15 protein-coding genes and 1 tRNA gene are annotated in these 17,129 nt (G+C 53.7%); 10 read left to right on the plus strand and 6 right to left on the minus strand.

Annotated elements, in window-relative coordinates; all coding sequences use genetic code 11:
* Positions 1-322: 322 nt before the first annotated feature.
* From EBB79_RS14305 to EBB79_RS14315, 3 genes are all read left to right on the plus strand, one after another.
* Positions 323-2,371: an EAL domain-containing protein gene (locus EBB79_RS14305; RefSeq protein WP_127749517.1), complete on the plus strand. Its 2,049-nt coding sequence runs from the start codon at positions 323-325 to the stop codon at positions 2,369-2,371.
* Between the two features lie 210 nt (positions 2,372-2,581).
* Positions 2,582-3,055: a hypothetical protein gene (locus EBB79_RS14310; RefSeq protein WP_127749518.1), complete on the plus strand. Its 474-nt coding sequence runs from the start codon at positions 2,582-2,584 to the stop codon at positions 3,053-3,055.
* Positions 3,056-3,099: 44 nt separating this feature from the next.
* Positions 3,100-3,651, plus strand: a complete 552-nt coding sequence (locus tag EBB79_RS14315) for a DUF4329 domain-containing protein (protein ID WP_127749519.1) — start codon at positions 3,100-3,102, stop codon at positions 3,649-3,651.
* 53 nt (positions 3,652-3,704) lie between these two features.
* On the opposite strand, the gene EBB79_RS14320 is transcribed toward EBB79_RS14315, so the two are convergent.
* A complete protein-coding gene (locus tag EBB79_RS14320) occupies positions 3,705-5,207 on the minus strand; it encodes a sulfatase family protein (protein ID WP_127749520.1) in 1,503 nt (500 codons plus the stop codon).
* A 208-nt stretch (positions 5,208-5,415) separates the two neighbouring features.
* Positions 5,416-7,593, minus strand: coding sequence for a catalase/peroxidase HPI (katG, locus tag EBB79_RS14325; RefSeq protein WP_127749521.1), 2,178 nt, complete (start codon positions 7,591-7,593; stop codon positions 5,416-5,418).
* Positions 7,594-7,728: 135 nt separating this feature from the next.
* Here katG and EBB79_RS14330 point away from each other — a divergent pair, with 135 nt between their 5' ends.
* The 3 genes from EBB79_RS14330 to EBB79_RS14340 all read left to right on the plus strand — a co-directional run bounded on the left by EBB79_RS14330 (position 7,729) and on the right by EBB79_RS14340 (position 11,896).
* Positions 7,729-8,655: a LysR substrate-binding domain-containing protein gene (locus EBB79_RS14330; protein ID WP_127749522.1), complete on the plus strand. Its 927-nt coding sequence runs from the start codon at positions 7,729-7,731 to the stop codon at positions 8,653-8,655.
* A gap of 684 nt (positions 8,656-9,339) precedes the next feature.
* Positions 9,340-11,286: a caspase family protein gene (locus EBB79_RS24465; protein ID WP_164860818.1), complete on the plus strand. Its 1,947-nt coding sequence runs from the start codon at positions 9,340-9,342 to the stop codon at positions 11,284-11,286.
* Positions 11,287-11,458: 172 nt separating this feature from the next.
* The gene (locus EBB79_RS14340) at positions 11,459-11,896 is read left to right on the plus strand and encodes a hypothetical protein (RefSeq protein ID WP_127749523.1); all 438 of its coding nucleotides are present in this window, start codon (positions 11,459-11,461) and stop codon (positions 11,894-11,896) included.
* Positions 11,897-12,127: 231 nt separating this feature from the next.
* On the opposite strand, the gene EBB79_RS14345 is transcribed toward EBB79_RS14340, so the two are convergent.
* Together EBB79_RS14345 and EBB79_RS14350 are read right to left on the minus strand one after the other, a co-directional pair.
* Positions 12,128-12,204: transfer RNA gene (locus EBB79_RS14345), tRNA-His, on the minus strand.
* A gap of 43 nt (positions 12,205-12,247) precedes the next feature.
* On the minus strand, positions 12,248-12,730 hold the full coding sequence (locus EBB79_RS14350; RefSeq protein ID WP_127749524.1) for a GNAT family N-acetyltransferase: 483 nt from the start codon (positions 12,728-12,730) through the stop codon (positions 12,248-12,250).
* Positions 12,731-12,818: 88 nt separating this feature from the next.
* On the opposite strand from EBB79_RS14350, the gene EBB79_RS14355 reads away from it, so the two are divergent.
* Positions 12,819-13,007: a DUF6324 family protein gene (locus tag EBB79_RS14355; RefSeq protein ID WP_127749525.1), complete on the plus strand. Its 189-nt coding sequence runs from the start codon at positions 12,819-12,821 to the stop codon at positions 13,005-13,007.
* An 884-nt stretch (positions 13,008-13,891) separates the two neighbouring features.
* On the opposite strand, the gene EBB79_RS14365 is transcribed toward EBB79_RS14355, so the two are convergent.
* A complete protein-coding gene (locus EBB79_RS14365; RefSeq protein WP_238704916.1) occupies positions 13,892-14,404 on the minus strand; it encodes an MmcB family DNA repair protein in 513 nt (170 codons plus the stop codon).
* Positions 14,405-14,497: 93 nt separating this feature from the next.
* Here EBB79_RS14365 and EBB79_RS14370 point away from each other — a divergent pair, with 93 nt between their 5' ends.
* The 3 genes from EBB79_RS14370 (at position 14,498) to EBB79_RS14380 (ending at position 16,618) form a co-directional block, all read left to right on the plus strand.
* A complete protein-coding gene (locus EBB79_RS14370; protein ID WP_127749526.1) occupies positions 14,498-14,818 on the plus strand; it encodes an ArsR/SmtB family transcription factor in 321 nt (106 codons plus the stop codon).
* Positions 14,815-15,237 carry an SRPBCC family protein gene (locus tag EBB79_RS14375; RefSeq protein ID WP_127749527.1) on the plus strand — a complete coding sequence of 141 codons (423 nt, stop codon included), beginning with the start codon at positions 14,815-14,817 and terminating at the stop codon, positions 15,235-15,237. The genes EBB79_RS14370 and EBB79_RS14375 overlap by 4 nt, the downstream gene beginning before the upstream one ends.
* A 328-nt stretch (positions 15,238-15,565) precedes the next feature.
* Positions 15,566-16,618 (plus strand): Hint domain-containing protein, encoded by a 1,053-nt coding sequence (locus EBB79_RS14380; protein WP_127749528.1) that lies wholly within the window; start codon positions 15,566-15,568, stop codon positions 16,616-16,618.
* A gap of 65 nt (positions 16,619-16,683) precedes the next feature.
* On the opposite strand, the gene EBB79_RS14385 is transcribed toward EBB79_RS14380, so the two are convergent.
* Positions 16,684-17,010 (minus strand): hypothetical protein, encoded by a 327-nt coding sequence (locus EBB79_RS14385; RefSeq protein ID WP_127749529.1) that lies wholly within the window; start codon positions 17,008-17,010, stop codon positions 16,684-16,686.
* Between the last annotated feature and the right edge of the window lie 119 nt (positions 17,011-17,129).

The raw sequence follows: 17,129 nt of genomic DNA on the forward strand, positions 1-17,129 counted from the left end.
CGCCTCTGACCTGCCGCCAAAAATGTTAACAGTGTTTCCCTTATTTCTGAGGCACAGAGGCCGGTACCGCGAAGCCAAGTTTCAGGTCGGGGATGTCCCGCTCATTAGATTTTAGAATGGTTGGGTTTTCGCACCAAGGCTCTCTCATAAGTGAAGCGAGGGACCCAGGTTGGACCTCTGAAAACAGGATTCTCATTGATCTATGGAAAAAGTGGCTAAAGTCCTCGGTTTATTCAAGCGGTGTATGACGTGACATTTTACGTTGGGTTAATCTCCACATACTTAGATCAGCCCTTAAACCGATCGATAAAGGGCCGCAGCTATGCAAGATCACTTGGCAGAGCCAAAAGGAAATGATGTCTGCACGACGCTGATTTGTGCAACCCTGGCTGCATCGCTTACGGCCGTTGGCTACTTCCTGCTTGCCTGGACAGAAGAAAAATCTGTCAATGAACGTGAACGGTTACAGCTTATTGAAATGACGAACAGTTTTGTTTCGGTGTTCTCGCAAAACAGGGGCGAAGGCGCACCTGTACCGGCAACATTCCGACGTCTGGGGATCGAGCATTTCAGCAATGCAGATCAGAACGACAGTGCCAGGCAAAACACATCGGTGCGGATGCCCGGTCGCCCTGGTTTCGAATTGGGAACATTTGAACAGGACCCGCGTCTTGCGACAATTATCGAGGATTTTGTCGCCAACCCAACAGCCCCCCCGGTTCACGAATATGGGTTTGAAGGAAATCGCCTTATTGGGCGGACTGTTCTTCCCTCGATTGCCAACAATGACAGCTGCGTCAACTGCCACAACGAAGCCCTGCAGACAGATACATTCCAAATTGGCGACGTGATGGGGGCCTATGTTGTCGAGCGAGACCTAACCGCCAACCTCATCGCTGATATCAAATACTCTGGCCTGTGGTTTTTGTCCTCATTTTTGATTCTCTGGCTGCTCGCCTCGCGAGAGCGGAACCATAATATGAATGTCCTGAGGCTAGAGGCGCGTGTGCACATTGAAAAAATGAAGCGAGAAGCCGAAGCAAAGGAAAAATTCCTTCTGTCTCATGACTCTCTCACTGGGTTGCCAAACCGTAAGGTGTTCAGCGACTATTTGTCCGATGCCTTGGACAGTGACCGGAAAGAACTTCTGAACGCTGCCCTGATTGATCTGGATGATTTCAAAAGCGTGAATGACACAATGGGTCACGCGGCCGGGGATGCCTTGTTGATCGAAGTCGCCCTGCGCTTGAACACCTGCCTGGAAAAAGAGACTGGTATCGTGGCGCGTCTGGGGGGAGATGAATTTGCAATCATCTGGGAGACGGATTCATATTCAAGCGAACCGGACGCCTTCGCTCAGCGCATCTTGAATGAAATGGCGAAACCCATGGAATTCGAAAAATGGGTCGTTACGCCAAAGTGCTCAATCGGGATCGCCACATGGGCAAACATCCAATCCAACACCCCGTCAGATTTGCTGAAATCAGCAGATGCAGCTTTGTATGTTGCCAAAGGGCACGGCAAAAACACCTATCAATTGTTTGACCGCGCGATCGACGATTCCATAGTTCGGCAAAACAAAATTGCTGCGCGTTTGCCGGTGTCTATCCGCGAGGGCGATCTGCGCATTGTGATGCAGCCAAAAGTCTTACTGCATGATGGCAGCTTTATGGGGTTTGAGACGCTGTCGAGATGGCGGCTGAACGGGGAAGATATTTCCCCTGATGAGTTTGTGGCTGTTGCCGAAAACACTGGTGCCGTTCGGGATCTGGATCTTCGTGTCCTGCGTGAAGCGGCGTCTTTCTCGACAAAACTGGAAGAGGAAACAGGCCTCGATGTTCCGGTGGCAATAAATCTGTCTGCCAATACCTTTCGCAGTGGTTCGCTACTCGAGGATATCCAGGATGTTTTGTGGGAAACAGGGCTTCGTCCTGACCGTCTGACACTGGAAGTCACCGAAACCGCTGCGATGGCGAACTGGAAGCACGTCCAGGATGTTCTGGGAGAACTGCGCGAAATGGGCGTGCGATCTGCGTTGGATGACTTCGGAACGGGCTACTCGTCGCTTGCTTATCTGTTACGGATGAAATTCGACGAAATTAAAATCGACCGAGAGTTTGTTCGCGATATCGAACCCAACAACGATAATCACAAGCTTCTGCAGCGTATCGCGGAACTGGCTGAAAGTCTGGATTTAGAGCTGATCATCGAGGGCTTGGAAACCGCACAACAAGTTGAATTGGTTCAGGGTGGTGCGCATCGGATCGGCCAAGGGTACTATTTCTCCAAACCGCTGGAGCTGGATGATGCCAGCGCATATCTGCACGATATCGTTTCGCAGCAGACTGGCAATGCCAGGTCGGTTCGGTAATTTTCCAGACCATCCTTCCAGACCATCCTTCCTGACCGGTTACAGCAGCAGTTGCAGCGATCACATTCCGTTCCGGGGCAGTCATTGCGCAATGACCCAAGTTGTTTAGGATATGTTCAACACCAGAACACTGGGGGGCATTGCGCGTTAAGATGGACTTCAAAGTCGTTCTGAGGAAAGATCAGACCACAAGGGACATGAGGGGTGAGAATGCGCTGGCTTTTTGCAATTTTGATCAGTTGTGCCGCTACTGGTGCTCAGGCGGATAATGTCGACAGGAACTCGATCTGTAAGGACCTGTCGCAGGATTACATCGCCAAACATGAGGAAAATCGGGACTATAGGTTGTACCGGATTTTTGAGTTCTACAGCGCCAAACTGGATGCGTGCATTCACGTAGAAGCCAAACTCTTTGGTACAAGCATTGAGGTGCGGGACCTGACTGGCGTCGTGTTCTCAGACCATCAGAACATGCTATTTCACTGTGATGTAAGTGGCATTGATGAAGCCAATATTGAGGTGGTGTGGAGCCATCTTGGCGATATATCAGAGGTGCCATACAAAGACTGGCTGTCCGACGGCAAAGGTGGTCCGCCAAGAACCTTGCAGGCGCCAGAGCTCCCGTTAAGGCGTTCCGATTGCGAGGCCGCGCTGGAGCGCTGGCTTGTTAGATGGAACGGCTAGGTTTTCTCAGTCGGTGAAACGGTAAAACATCAAGGATTCGCCCGATGCATGCCCCAAACGACGATCTTCTCAAAGTATCGATTTGGCCTGTCACCGCACTGGTTTTCACCCTGATGGCTTCACATTCCGCCGCTGCGCAATCTCGCCTGGAACTGAAATTTGCCCGCCAGATCCTGACCAACCTGCAAGCCGGTTCCATCGCGGCCAATCGCGAATATTGTGGAATGATCGGGCTGACGGAAACCGGGGCCCTTATTGCTTCGGCTGCTCGCAAGGGACGACGCGATTCTTGTCGGCCAAAAGATCCCCGTGGCGCCGTGGAGCTGATTGCCAGCTATCACACCCATGCCGGTTACGACGAAGACGCCGACAGTGAAGTCCCCTCTGCCAATGATGTAATTGGCGACATGGAGGAAGGGCTAGACGGCTATGTCTCTACGCCAGGCGGGCGGTTATGGTTTATTGACGGGCAAGCAGGCGTAGCCCGCCAGCTCTGTGGTCTGGGTTGTCTACCTGCCGACCCGGATTTTCAGCAGGGTCAATGGGCCGTGGTCAAACAGCGTTATACCCTATCGGACCTGGAAGCGCGCGAATAACCCAATCTGCCCGCTCGCCCTTTGGACAATCGTCCTCCATAGGAACAAGGGGCCTAAGACGGCTGCTCGTTTTCACTGGTGCCAGACGCCTGTTCAAGCTTTATTTGCTCGTCTGGGGTTGGCGTGTGGTTGAATACATAGGAGTTGATACAGGCATCCCGCCCACCAAGCTGTTCAATACGCTGCTTCTGGTCCTCAAAACACCTGGCATTGACCTGTTCAGGATCGCAGATCTGGCGCAGCCGTCTTTCACCTTCTGCCCAGGCCGCCTGAACACTGGGATCATTTGTTCGATCCAACGCGAGATTACGCAGCTCGTTTGGGTCCGTTTTCAGATCGAACAGTTGCGGCGCGTGGTTGACGTAATAGACAAACTTCCAATGGTCCCATCGGACCATGAAGGTTCCCGTGGTGGAGCCGCCGTCGTGGTATTCACTAAATACCGTACGATCCGGATCATCAGCCGCATTGGCAATGTCGCGGAGCGACAGTCCCGGCAGATCCCGGCTTATGTCATCAGGTGCCACACCGGTAACATCCACAGCCGTTGCAGCGATATCAAGCAGGCTGGTGCCGGTGGTCACACGACGGCCCTCTGGAAAGCCGGGTCCGGCTGCAATCATCGGTACTCCGGCCGAGGCGTCATACATGACCTGTTTGGTCCAGAAACCCTGATCCCCCATCATGTCCCCATGGTCGGAAATATAGATAACCACTGTGTCTTCGGCCTGATTACTGTCCTCCAGCGCGGCCAGAACGCGGCCAACACAATCATCCATAAAGCTTGTTAAGCCATAGTAGGCAACTTTGGCTTCCCGCATTTTCTGTTCATCAAAGTGTTGATCATAGTCAAAAAACTTTGCGATGTTCTTGAGTTCCGAATGTTCTGGTTGATTGGCGCCATGATAGGCGACCGGCAGATCAATTGTGGCGGCGTCGTACATGTCGTAATATTTCTGTGGTGCCTTTAGCGGGTAATGCGGACTGACAAGGGAGACGAAGGCGCCCCAGGGTTTATCCTTGCGCTGCGGGTCCTTCAGCCACTGTTCCGTCGCCTCTGTGATCGCCAGATCATAGTCGGTATAGGTGCTTTCACCGGCCCCGACATCTGCCGACAATTCGGCAGAGGCATTGTAGTCTGGTGGGTTGTCACGCAGCAAACCAATGGCCCATCCAACGCCTCCCACAACATGCATCGGCAGGATTTCTTCGACAAATCCGTTATCATCCTCGGTCGAGCGAAAATGCAGCTTGCCTATGGATGTCACATCCACCCCCTGATCGCGAAGGTGTCTCATCCAACTTCTCGTGTTGCCACAATACGGCGTGGCGCTGTCCCAATTGCCAATTTCGTGAACATAGTCACCGCAGGCAATACTTGCCCGCGTGGGGACACACATTGGAGACGGCGTATAGGCGTTCTCAAAAATCGTTCCGCGTGCAGCCAAAGCATCGAGGTTTGGAGTTTTCACCAAGGGATGGCCAACGCAACCCATTGCGTCCTTACGGTGTTCGTCTGAAATAATAATCAGTAGGTTTTTACCGTCGATATTCATTGCTCAGGTCTCTCTGCATGGACAGCTGTCTTGTCAAAAGAGAGCCTCATATCCATCAGGAATACAAGCGCGCGCGGGTCTGATTGTGGTCCTGTCCGTCGTCAGGTTTTAGGGCCCCCATCTGGGCAGACGGTCCTGCTCATATGTTGGGGCGCCCCAGTATATTGAAGCGCCCCCGCTGTTTCTTTCAAATATTAGCGCAGTCCCATCAGGCCTGGGCGGCGCGATCTGCGTTCATGACCTTGTTCCAGGCTGCGACGAAGTCAGTCACGAATTTCCCGCCTGCACCGTCCTGACCATAGACCTCGGCCAAGGCACGCAGTTGTGAGTTCGAGCCGAAGACAAGATCAACGCGCGTAGCACTCCACGTGACGTCATCGGATGCGCGGACGCGACCTTGGTAAGTGCCATCGCCCTGGTCCGTCCACGTCGTGCCCATATCCAGAATGTTGACGAAGAAATCACACGACAGGGTTCCGACGCGATCGGTTAGAACGCCAAGTGCGCTGCCGCCGTGGTTGGCCCCCAGAACCCGCATGCCGCCGACCAATGCGGTCATTTCCGGCGCGGTCAGGGTCAGAAGCTGGGCCTTGTCGATCAACAGCTCCTCTGGCGAGATGCTATAAGCCTGCTTCTGAAAGTTGCGAAAGCCATCGGCGGCCGGTTCCAGATGGCCGGTGCTTTCCACATCAGTCATCTCTTGCAGCGCATCGCCACGGCCCAGCGTCACCGGCACTGTGACATTCTGGCCTGCATCCTTGGCGGCTTTCTCGACAGCAGCTGCGCCACCGATCACAATCAAGTCTGCCATCGACACTGGCTTGGCCGAGGCGGCCTTGATGCCCTCAAGCACGGCCAGAACCCGTGCCAGATCTTCCGGCTCGTTCGCGTCCCAGCGGTTCATTGGCTCAAGTCTGATACGGGCACCATTTGCTCCGCCACGCATGTCCGAACCACGGAAGGTCGAGGCCGAAGCCCAGGCGGTTTTCACCAGATCCGAGACCGACAGACCCGAGGCCAGAACCGAGGCTTTCAGCCCACCGACATCCAGATCGGCCGCCGTCTCTGACGCCGGAATCGGATCTTGCCAAACCAGTTCTTCTGCCGGAACCTCTTGACCCAGATAATGGCTGCGCGGGCCCATGTCACGGTGGGTCAGCTTGAACCAGGCGCGGGCAAAGGCCTCCTGAAACTCTGCTGGGTTCTCGTGAAAGCGTTTGGAGATCGGGCCATAGATCGGATCCATGCGCAGCGCCATGTCGGCGGTGGTCATCATGGTTTTTACCCTCTTGGACGGATCATGCGCCTGCGGGGCCATGTCGTCTTCTGTCACACCCACCGGTTCCCAGATCCAGGCCCCTGCCGGGCTTTTGGTGACGTTCCAGTCGTAGCCAAACAGAAGGTCAAAAAAACCGTTGTCCCATTGGGTCGGGTTGGCGGTCCAGGCGCCCTCGATCCCTGATGTCGTGGTATCGTCGCCCTTGCCGCTACCAAGGGCGTTGATCCAGCCCAACCCCATCTGCTCTATCGAAGCGGCTTCTGGTTCAGCCCCCACAAGGCCGGGATCACCCGCACCATGCGCCTTGCCGAACGTATGGCCCCCGGCCACCAGCGCAACGGTTTCCTCATCATTCATCGCCATGCGCGCGAAAGTTTCACGTATATCGCGCCCCGAGGCCAGAACGTCTGGTACGCCATTCGGTCCTTCTGGATTTACGTAGATCAAGCCCATCTGAACGGCGGCCAAAGGGTTCTCCAGATCCCGCTCGCCAGAATAACGGCTATTGGGGTTTTCGTCGGCCGCAAGCCATTCCTCTTCAGCACCCCAATAAACATCCTCTTCCGGCTCCCAAACATCAGCCCGGCCGCCTGCAAAGCCAAAGGTCCTGCCACCCATCGATTCAATTGCAACGTTGCCGGCAAGGATCATCAGGTCAGCCCAGGAGATCTGGTTGCCGTACTTCTGTTTGACCGGCCACAAAAGGCGACGTGCTTTGTCAAGATTGCCGTTATCGGGCCAGGAGTTCAGCGGTGCAAATCGCTGCTGACCGGTGCCGCCGCCGCCACGCCCATCTGCGGTGCGGTAGGTCCCAGCCGAGTGCCACGCCATTCGGATGAACAGCCCGCCATAGTGACCATAGTCAGCTGGCCACCAGTCCTGGCTGTCGGTCATCAATGCCGTCAGATCCTTCTTTAGCGCATCCAGATCCAGCTTGAGGAATTCCTCGGCATAGTTGAAACCGTCGTCCATTGGATTTGATTTGGCAGAATTCTGATGCAGAATGCGCAGATTGAGTTGATTGGGCCACCAATCCTTGTTGGAGCGCATGCCTACGTTTGTTGCCCCGTGCGCGACCGGGCATTTACCTACGTTGTTTCCGTCCATGTTCTCACTCCCGTTCAGGTTTGTCAGTTGATAAGGTGGTTTGTCGAACAGTCGCCCGACTCCTTGGCTTCAGCCTAGAGGGCACTATCGATAATATGAAATTGCAATATCAAATCGTTATGATAATTTATTCCTATGATGAACATCACCCTCAGACAGCTCCGTTACTTTGATGCACTTGCACAGCACGGCCATTTTGGTCGCGCCGCCGAGGCCTGTAGTGTGTCCCAACCAGCCCTATCCGTGCAAATCAAAGAACTGGAAGAAGTGCTGGGCAACACCCTGTTCGAAAGAATGCCACGCCAGGTACGCCTGACCACACTCGGCCGCGAGTTTCTTGTCCGGTCAAGGGAAATTCTTCGCTCAGTCGACGAACTTGGCGACCTGGCGCGTGCTGCACAAGAGCAATTGGTCGGGCAATTGCGCATCGGCGTGATTCCGACCATTGCGCCCTATCTGTTGCCAACCATCGTGGATCGGCTGTCCAGTCAATTTGTCGGCGTCGATATTCATGTCCGGGAAACAATGACTTCGACCCTGTTAAAAGAGCTCGCAGAAGGCCGGATCGACACTGCCATTGTGGCACTGCCCATCTCAGAACCCAGCTTGACCGAGGTTGCGCTTTTCGAAGAAAACTTCGTGCTCATTCGTCCGGAGGCTGACAAGGGGAAACCCGTCCCGGATCGGGAAATGCTACCCGAAATGCGGCTTCTTTTGCTGGAAGAAGGCCACTGTTTTCGGGACCAGGCACTGGCATTCTGTAACATTCAGTCGAACCTGCCACGCGAAACGCTGGACGGGACCTCGCTGACGACATTGGTACAGATGGTCGGTGCCGGGATTGGCATAACGCTGATCCCTGAAATGGCGATTCCGGTTGAAACACGCTCAGCCGCAGTCTCGGTGGCGCGCCTTTGCGAACCACAGCCGACACGCACCATCGGGATGATATGGCGAAAGACAAGTCCAATGGAGCACCAGTATTTGCGGATCACGGACCTTGTGCGCCAAGCGCATGTTTTCCTGAGCGGGTCGCCTGAAACGGACAGGACCACGTCTTGACGCGGTCACTCCCTGCATATTCGAGGTGAGTGTCCCCGAGAATTCGGAAAATCTGAAGCGATCAACAATGTGATTGTTTTGATGGTACCACCACCCCGGCTCGAACGGGGGACCTCCTGATCCACAATCGTGGAACTTCTGTTTGTTTTCAAAAGGAGTTGGAACATAAAGTGCTCCGACTTGAGCAATAACGCAAAAAAAGGGCGGGGTGTGATCCCCGCCCTTATTCCAATTTCTGAGGCCCCTGCTCTGCCCCCGCATTGATGGTCCGGTATTCTGTTATTCTCTTGGTACGGCGGGCCGAACATCGCAACCGATCCACCGCTTCACCAACTGTGAAATGATCACCCCATTTGGCAATGATAGCCGCTACCTGGACAGATCCGTTGTGCCCACAGGCACACTCAAGCCAGAGTACATGTGTTGGGATAGCCGACCTTCGCGGCAGTCATCATCAACGTCAGCTCTGCGCAGTAAGCACCCTTTGCAAAGTAGGGGCGCCAAGTGTTTTGGATCGGCAAGACCGGTCCAATGCAGACCTTTGTGGACGGTGCAGCCAATTGCAGCAAGGAGCTCATACCTACCCATGGTCAAATAAATTGGCTTGATCTGGGGCAGTCCACAAAACTGTTGTTGCAAGGCTTTTGAAGACCTAAGCTAACCAATAGGTCCGCTATTTAGTAAATGGGATCGAAAAGAAACGGGGTCCGTTCGGTGTTTTCAACCCTCCGAGTTTTGACACTTTTACTAATCCTTGCCGCTGGAGCTATTCCGCGATTAGCTTTGGCTGAAAGTCGCATCGCGCTGGTTGTGGGCAATGGCAATTACAGCTCCGTATCCTCCTTGAATAACCCGGAAAATGATGCGGTATTGATATCAGAAACCCTTAGGGGGCTAGGGTTTGAGGTCACGCTTCTGGTCGATGCAAATCAAGCTGAATTGCGACATGGAATTTCCCAATTTGGCAGTGATTTACGCGAGGCTGGACAGGATGGAACCGGGTTGTTCTATTACGCCGGCCACGCATTGCAGTCCTTTGGCAACAACTACTTATTACCGGTCGACGCCAACCTGACTGACGCGGCCGATCTTAGTTTGGTGGCGATAGAGGCCGAAGCGATTTTGCGGCAAATGTTTTCTGCGAAGAACCGGACAAATATCGTAATACTGGATTCTTGTCGCAACAATCCGTTTGAGAATATTCCTGAGCTCAACGATAACGGTCTGGCCGAAATGAAAGCACCGGCGGGTACATTTCTGGCCTATGCAACAGAACCCGGTGGCGTGGCGCTTGACGGTCTGGGCGTCAACAGCCCGTTTACCCAAATTTTGGCCCGCGAAATGATGGAACCGGGTGCCCCAGTCGAACAGGTGTTCAAAAAAGTTCGTGTGGCTGTGCGCGAGTTAACCAATGAGCGCCAAACCCCCTGGGACACATCTTCGTTGATAAGCAATTTTACGTTTCTCCCCGGAAAGGCTCTTAGCCCTGAAGAAAACGCCGAGTTGCAGTTGTGGAACGCAGTTCGGTCAGCCCGGGATTTGGCGCAGGTGAAACTGTTTCTGGACGCATACCCAAATAGCCGCTTCGGGCCGGATGGTCGTAAACTACTTGCTGCATTGATGGAGGGGCAACAGCCAGAAAAGGCAGAGACAAGCCCAACGCTGACAGGATCGACTGCCGAAAGATCCCCGAACGAACGACTGCTGAACGTTCAAAACTGGATGTTCCAACTTCAGGACCTGGATGAGGACGGCGCGATCGAAGCATTGGCCGCGACTGAGTATGATATGCTTGTTATTGAAGCGGGGTACAATTTTATCGATTGGTCCTATGATACCGCGCAAATTATAGATCGGTTAAAAGTAAAGCCTGACGGTAGTTCCCGGTTATTGCTTGCCTATGTTGATATTGGCCAAGCCGAAGACTACCGAAATTATTGGCTAGATGACTGGGTCGCGCCGACGGCACACAAACGGGGACACCCGGATTTTATGATTACAATAGATCCCGATGGGTGGTCAGGAAATTTTCCGGTCGCTTACTGGGATAATAATTGGCAATCGCTCTGGTTGGGATCAAGCGGGATAATCGCGGACCTAGCAAGGTTTGGTTTTGATGGCGTTCTTCTGGACTGGGTCGAAGCCTACGACGATGACCGGGTTCGCGAAGCCGCCAGGGAGGCCGGCGTTTCTCCGGAAAATTCGATGATTACTTTCATTGAAAAACTCGGCGACGCCGGAAAAGCAATTGATCCAAGCTTTCTGGTTGTTGCTCAGAATGCCATCTATCTTATCGACGCTGATCCCGACCGCTACACTAGTGCCATTGATGCATTGGCGGTTGAAGATACGTGGTTTCATGGGTGGGGCGACAGTGACTGGGATGATCCAGACGGAGGGGACCAACAGGATCGCCATGATGATGAATACTCCACAAGTGCCCGGCTTGTCCAAATCGCACTGTACCAAAAATCGGGACTACCAGTCTTTTCTGTGGATTATGCCCTCAATAAAAACAACGTTGCAAAAGTATACAACGAGGCAATAGGCCACGGTTTGATTTCACTCGTAACGCGTGTCGCACTTTCTAAGCTGACCGAAACTCCGCCGCCTAGCCTCACATCCGAATAGGTGCCATTGCGCACATTCTGACCGCATACTTTCTGCGCATTGCTGCTATTGGTGCTCTTCGCATCGAACGGCTTCTTACCGCCCTTCCTGATTCAGACGTCCCCCAAGCTGCACTAAGCACCAATGTCGTAGAAGGGCTGGAACCGGCCGTTAGACGGGTTTGGCACGAATCGTGTCTACAGCCGATCTGGAAGGTATGGAGCACTATGCCCTTGGCATCATGATCCAGTACGAATTTGCGCTGCGCGCCGTGGACGTTCGCGGACAGTGGCTGGAAACAGACGAGACCGAAGGCGGTGTCATACGAAACGGCAAACGGCGGCAGGATGGTCTGACCTGGGACAGGTTCGATGTTGGGCTTACCACCATGACCAAATTGATTTCCAAAACGAGGAAGTCACTGCCTGCACCCTATGAGTTCAATTTGACAGCTATACCGGAAATCCAATCACAACTCCTGAACATCCGGCCCAATGGACGAATGGGACCTGTGATTCTCGCACAGAGAGGCGGAGGCTTTCCCTATACTTCGAGCGGATGGTCCCAATCCTGGACGAGACTGCGAAAGCAGGAAGGCTTACCCAATGAGCTATGGATGATGGATTTATGAGCCGGAGCCATGACCGAAGCAAAATCTCTTGGGGCCAATCCATATGAGCTGCGCGATGCAGGCCAACACAAGGAAATGTCCACTACAGACAGGTACTCTCGGGGTAGAAGTCAAAGCGCAAACAATGTTGTTCGCCTTCGAAATACTGGCAAGTAGCTGGACGCAACATGATCAAACGTTCCAACTTATATTCCAACTCGAAATTGGAAAAATGCTAAGTGATTGTTTTGATGGTACCACCACCCCGGCTCGAACGGGGGACCTCCTGATCCACAATCAGGCGCTCTAACCTACTGAGCTATGGCGGCACTGAGGGCGATTTAGCTAACCCCCCGGGCAATTGCAAGAGGCTTAGAGCATAACACGCCAGGTTTGTTCGATCAATTTTGCTCCGAAGGAAAATGCGGGTCGGGATTCGATCAGTTGCCAGCCGAATGCACGATACAGAGATCCACTTGTGCGCTGACTTTGGTAGGTGCGCAGCACCATTTCGCGATATCCGACCTGACGCGCAAACCCCATGCAATCGCGCAGCAAACGCTTGCCCAAGCCCCGCCCGCGCGCCTCTGGGGTCAGCAGGAACAGCCGTAAACGGGCTATGTCGTCCGTCTCTTTGATGCAGAATATACTGCCAAGACGCCGCGCACCCTGTTTCGCAATCCAGCCTTTTTCACACATAGGATCATGGGACTTACAAAAATCATGCAGAATCGCCGTGATCACCGGGCCATACGTGGTGTCGAACCCCTCATCGCGTGTATAAAGATCCTGATGGCGTGCTGCCAACCAGTGCAAATCGCCCGCAACGAATCGGCGTAAACTCACATCAACCATGTGCTATCAAACCCCGAACCATGCTTGTGTTTCAATGGGGCGCAGGGTAGCACCAGAAATCAGCCACTAAGGTCTTCAGGAGTGCAAAATGGGTATCAATAGCGAACGCGACATCGAGGCAAACATGCAAATCGGCCCAACCGATGCCGGTATGGTGCGTCTGTTCATCGAAGCCGGTGGTGTGGAAGTTCCAATGGATTTTGACCCAGAAGAAGCCGAAGAGATCGCCGAAGAGATCCGCGCCGCCGCCCAGGCCGCCCGTATGGTCAAAGGTTAAATCAGACTATCCGGTTAAATTCTGCCCCATTGCGACCTGTCCCACAGCCCAGTTGACGGGCATCATTTGGGCAGTCCCACTTCTCCCCAAATGTCTCCCGCCCGTCAGTGACCTCCTGCCGGAGGCACACTTCCCGTTGGGCCTAGCGCCGCGCCGCAGCGCGGCGCCACGCCCAACACCACCGGGACGATCAACGCAGTTGATGGACCAAGCGGCGGCGGGAGTGCATTGAGGCGTCGCTGATCGGCAAGGTTACCGCCGAACCATCCGTTTATGAAAACTCAGCGCGATTTGATGTCCAATCCCCCAGGTAACTGTACCTGCAGCCGCTCCTCAGTCTCAACTTGATGTGAGGACCCAGACCGGTGCACATTGTCGCGATGAAACATCGCAAGAAACCACTCTACCGGTCTGTAAATACCAGAACTCGTAATGTTCGTCACGGGTCGGGATCAAAGTCTAAATGGGAGCGCAATACGAAGGCATCGGCACAAAATCAGTCTGCCCAGCAGTCGATGCATTCTGGCCAACGTCACGGGTTTGACTACACACCACTTTTTAAATTCCTGCTGTCCCGAGTGGGTAAAGACTGGAACGACGTGCACAGCGAGGCTGTTTCGAGACTGGATCACGAAGATCCCATACACTGGATGGTTGCGCCAAATCTGTCCAAAGGGCGCCGTTTTTTCCGGGCTGGCGAAAGTTCATATTTCAGTGGACTATATGTTGATGACAGCAATATTTTGGCACTTGTCGATCCCGAAATCACACCTGATACCATGCAGCCCTATTGTTCATGCTGTACCCATACGTTGAATGGTGTTCTTCTATCGACACCCTATCCAGGCGATTCAATATAGAGCGGTCGGAACAAAAACGTCACTTTACGCCCTATCATTTTCCTCGCCGGCACTGTGGAGCATTCCGCCAGCCTGCCCAGGGCGTGGATCGCGCAGGCTGTGCAGGCGACGCGCGGTGTCGCGGGCAAATTTCAGGGTCAGTTTCTTACGACGCGCTGCTGCCAGTTTGTCCTCAGGTGCCATCCGGATGATTTCGGCGTCATAGGCATCGGCGATGATCAGACCGGTGTCGTCGGGCAGCAGGTCGGTCGGAAATTCGGTATCTACGGCCCAGAAATAGCGGTCGCACCACTCTAGATAGCCCTGCCATTTACCGTCGGATTGGAAATCTGCACGGCTGGATTTGCATTCGATCACCCATAGCTCTCCCTTGGGGCCCAGTGCCATCACATCCACCCGCAGCCCGCGCATGGGCACGAATTCCTCCAGTGACGCATAGCCAAGACTGCGCAAATAGCGGGCCACGCCGCGGGCCAGTTTTTGCCCGGGTTGAAGGTTGGGTTGAAGGTTGGGTGTCATGGGCTTCAGTGTGAACATTTAGCGAACATTTGGCAAGATGCGATCTCTCCTTGACATGAAACCTTTTGGTGTCGTATTAATGAAACCATTCGGTATCATATGGAGGAGACAATGATCCACCAACCCCAATCCGCCTTTCGTGCTCTGTCTGATCCGACACGGCGCGACATACTGCGCCTGCTGACCCAGCAGGACATGACCATTGCCGAGGTCACAGACCAGTTCGACATCACCCGGCCCGCGGTCAAAAAGCATCTCACCATCCTGCAGGAGGGCAACCTGATCCAGGTTCAGGCCAAGGGCCGCGAAAGGGTCAATTCGCTGAACCCCGCAGGAATGGCGCCCGTGCTCGACTGGTTAGAATACTTCAATACCTTCTGGGACGACCGCCTAAGCAGTTTGAAAACAATAATTGAAAAGGACACCAAATGAACGATCTGACGCTGAACAAATCCATTTACCTGAAGGCCGAGCCTGCGAATGTCTGGGCCTACCTGACCGAGCCTGACAAACTGGCACTGTGGTTTCACGCCCCCAAAGAGCCACTGCAAGAGGGCGCACCGCTGGCGATGTATGGCACTGAGAGTGGCGACAAGCTGATTTGGGGAGAGGTCAAGGTGGCGCAAAAGCCCAAATATCTGGAATATACCTTTACGGTCAAACCCATGGGCGATGCGGTCAGTCTGGTGAAGTGGACATTGACCCCTGTCGCTGGTGGTACCCGGCTGGAACTAGAGCACAGCGGATTGCCGCAGCATGTGGAGGCCTTTGATCTCTTGCTGGCGCTCGACAAAGGTTGGGACGATCACATTGCACGGATGCGGGCCTCGCTGCACGAAGTTGCCAGCTGACCCCTTGCCGTAGCCCCCGTCAGCGCCTAAATAGGGGCGTGGCGGGTTCTGCCCCTCTCGTGACAGACAAGCATTCCAGTGGCCTTAAGCATTTCCAAGGGAGCTGGCTCTGTTCGGATCCTGGTCCGATTACCTGGCGCCCACCTGTACATACAGGTCCTCGGGAATCAAATGTCTGACGGTTGAACTTTGGTGGTCCCGCCACACTATCACGCTAAAACAGCCCCTTGCTGGGGACGATTGATTCTTGAATATTCGATAAAATAAAATAAAGATTCACTGAATTGAAATAATAATCCGTCAGTTTGACCTCTCAGGAGGTCTCAAGATGTCGATTTTTACGTTCACACCACCAGACTATGAATTCGCTGCATCCAGTGGAACCAATGTCAATTTTGACTCGTACTATAGCACCTTCGACTATCCTCCGAATTCAACATCCAATTTAACGATCACTTCTAACATGGGTGACGACAACCCAGCTTTGTTTGAAGTGGGCGAAACTTATGATCTGACTTGGGGCGGTAACGGTGGTGGCACTATGGAAGATGCCACGATCATTCGCAGCGATTACCTAGGCACAGAACAAGGCGCCATTGTTTTCGAAGGGATCAATTCAAGTTCTGGCGAGCTGTATCAGATGGTATGGACGCCGAATTTTGATCTGGAGCAATGGTTTTGGGATAATGGCGGCGCTTCGAACCCACCCGGTTTTTATACATCTGAACAAGATGCCGATAGCTACCTATATCCCTGCTTTGCCGCCGGAACATGTCTCAGAACCCCTGGTGGGCTAATGCGCGTGGATGATCTGCAGCCCGGACATATGGTAACAACGCTGGACAATGGTCCGCAAGAAATACTGTGGATGGGCAAGCGGACTATTCTGGGTGTGGGTAAGTCTGCGCCCGTTGTGATCAACCCGGGTCTGCTCGGCAATGAACGAACGTTAGTCGTTTCCCAGCACCACAGAGTAATGCTCAACTCAATACAGGCCGATCTGAATTTTGGCGAACATGAAGTCTGGGTTCCAGCCAAATCCCTGACTAACAGTGGGGAAATCTACACCGAAAACCGAAAATCGGTGACGTATTACCATCTATTGTTGGCGCAGCACGAGGTCTTGTTTGCAGACGGGCTTGCGGCCGAGAGCCTGTTTCTTGGTGATGTAAGCAAAGGATTGCTTGGTCTGCAGGCAAAGAAAGAAATCGCTCAGATTGTCCCGGCAGCACAAAAAATGCACAGCTCTCGCCTGATGCTGACCAAAACCGAAGCGACGTTCCTGGCTTTGGCTATGGGGATCAGAAAACACATCCCACAACCGGCTGCCAGAGCCCCAAAGATAATACAACGCGCGCAGGTCAAAAAAAGAGCGGCATAGCGTCCCGTCAATCTGACACTTTGCTCGCTCAGATCAAATTGTCTCTGGCTTACGCAACACCCGAATTAGCGGCCGCGAAATTGCTGCCGCTTGCCGTCAGATGATTTAACCGGCACCGGGATCGCCAGAAACTCAGGCGTAGCCGGAGTGCCGCCACGCGGGCCGTCTTCATCTTCAGCCAGCGCCATAACCGCCCAGCCAAACTGGACGCCGGCAAACACAATCCCGTTCATGAACCACAGGATAGACAGGGCCAGCAGACCGGTTTCACTGGTGCTGACCAGATGCCACAGGCCCATGACGTTGAACCACAACAGCATCGCCACAAAAGCCGCAGCAATCGCAAAACCGATCAACACGTTCCGGATATAGAGCTGTATCAGTTTGGGCATGAACGGTGTCTCCTTTGATTTCGGCCATAGCCTAGCACTATCTTCGCAAGGGTCCAGCACCTTCGGATCCTCCGACGGAATATGTCGCACCCGACGTTATACTTGTGGCTCAGGCGGGT

The sequence above is a fragment of the Parasedimentitalea marina genome (assembly GCF_004006175.1).
Taxonomy (GTDB): domain Bacteria; phylum Pseudomonadota; class Alphaproteobacteria; order Rhodobacterales; family Rhodobacteraceae; genus Parasedimentitalea; species Parasedimentitalea marina.

Bases quoted from the DNA above. Each gene is read 5' to 3' on its own strand.
- EBB79_RS14320 (WP_127749520.1), bottom strand. From the start codon at position 5,207: ATGAATATCGACGGTAAAAACCTACTGATTATTATTTCAGACGAACAC.
- katG (WP_127749521.1), bottom strand. From the start codon at position 7,593: ATGGACGGAAACAACGTAGGTAAATGCCCGGTCGCGCACGGGGCAACA.
- EBB79_RS14330 (WP_127749522.1), top strand. From the start codon at position 7,729: ATGATGAACATCACCCTCAGACAGCTCCGTTACTTTGATGCACTTGCA.
- EBB79_RS14375 (WP_127749527.1), top strand. From the start codon at position 14,815: ATGAACGATCTGACGCTGAACAAATCCATTTACCTGAAGGCCGAGCCT.
- EBB79_RS14365 (WP_238704916.1), bottom strand. From the start codon at position 14,404: ATGTTCACACTGAAGCCCATGACACCCAACCTTCAACCCAACCTTCAA.
- EBB79_RS14350 (WP_127749524.1), bottom strand. From the start codon at position 12,730: ATGGTTGATGTGAGTTTACGCCGATTCGTTGCGGGCGATTTGCACTGG.
- EBB79_RS14310 (WP_127749518.1), top strand. From the start codon at position 2,582: ATGCGCTGGCTTTTTGCAATTTTGATCAGTTGTGCCGCTACTGGTGCT.
- EBB79_RS14305 (WP_127749517.1), top strand. From the start codon at position 323: ATGCAAGATCACTTGGCAGAGCCAAAAGGAAATGATGTCTGCACGACG.
- EBB79_RS24465 (WP_164860818.1), top strand. From the start codon at position 9,340: ATGGGATCGAAAAGAAACGGGGTCCGTTCGGTGTTTTCAACCCTCCGA.
- EBB79_RS14315 (WP_127749519.1), top strand. From the start codon at position 3,100: ATGCATGCCCCAAACGACGATCTTCTCAAAGTATCGATTTGGCCTGTC.
- EBB79_RS14370 (WP_127749526.1), top strand. From the start codon at position 14,498: ATGATCCACCAACCCCAATCCGCCTTTCGTGCTCTGTCTGATCCGACA.
- EBB79_RS14380 (WP_127749528.1), top strand. From the start codon at position 15,566: ATGTCGATTTTTACGTTCACACCACCAGACTATGAATTCGCTGCATCC.
- EBB79_RS14355 (WP_127749525.1), top strand. From the start codon at position 12,819: ATGGGTATCAATAGCGAACGCGACATCGAGGCAAACATGCAAATCGGC.
- EBB79_RS14385 (WP_127749529.1), bottom strand. From the start codon at position 17,010: ATGCCCAAACTGATACAGCTCTATATCCGGAACGTGTTGATCGGTTTT.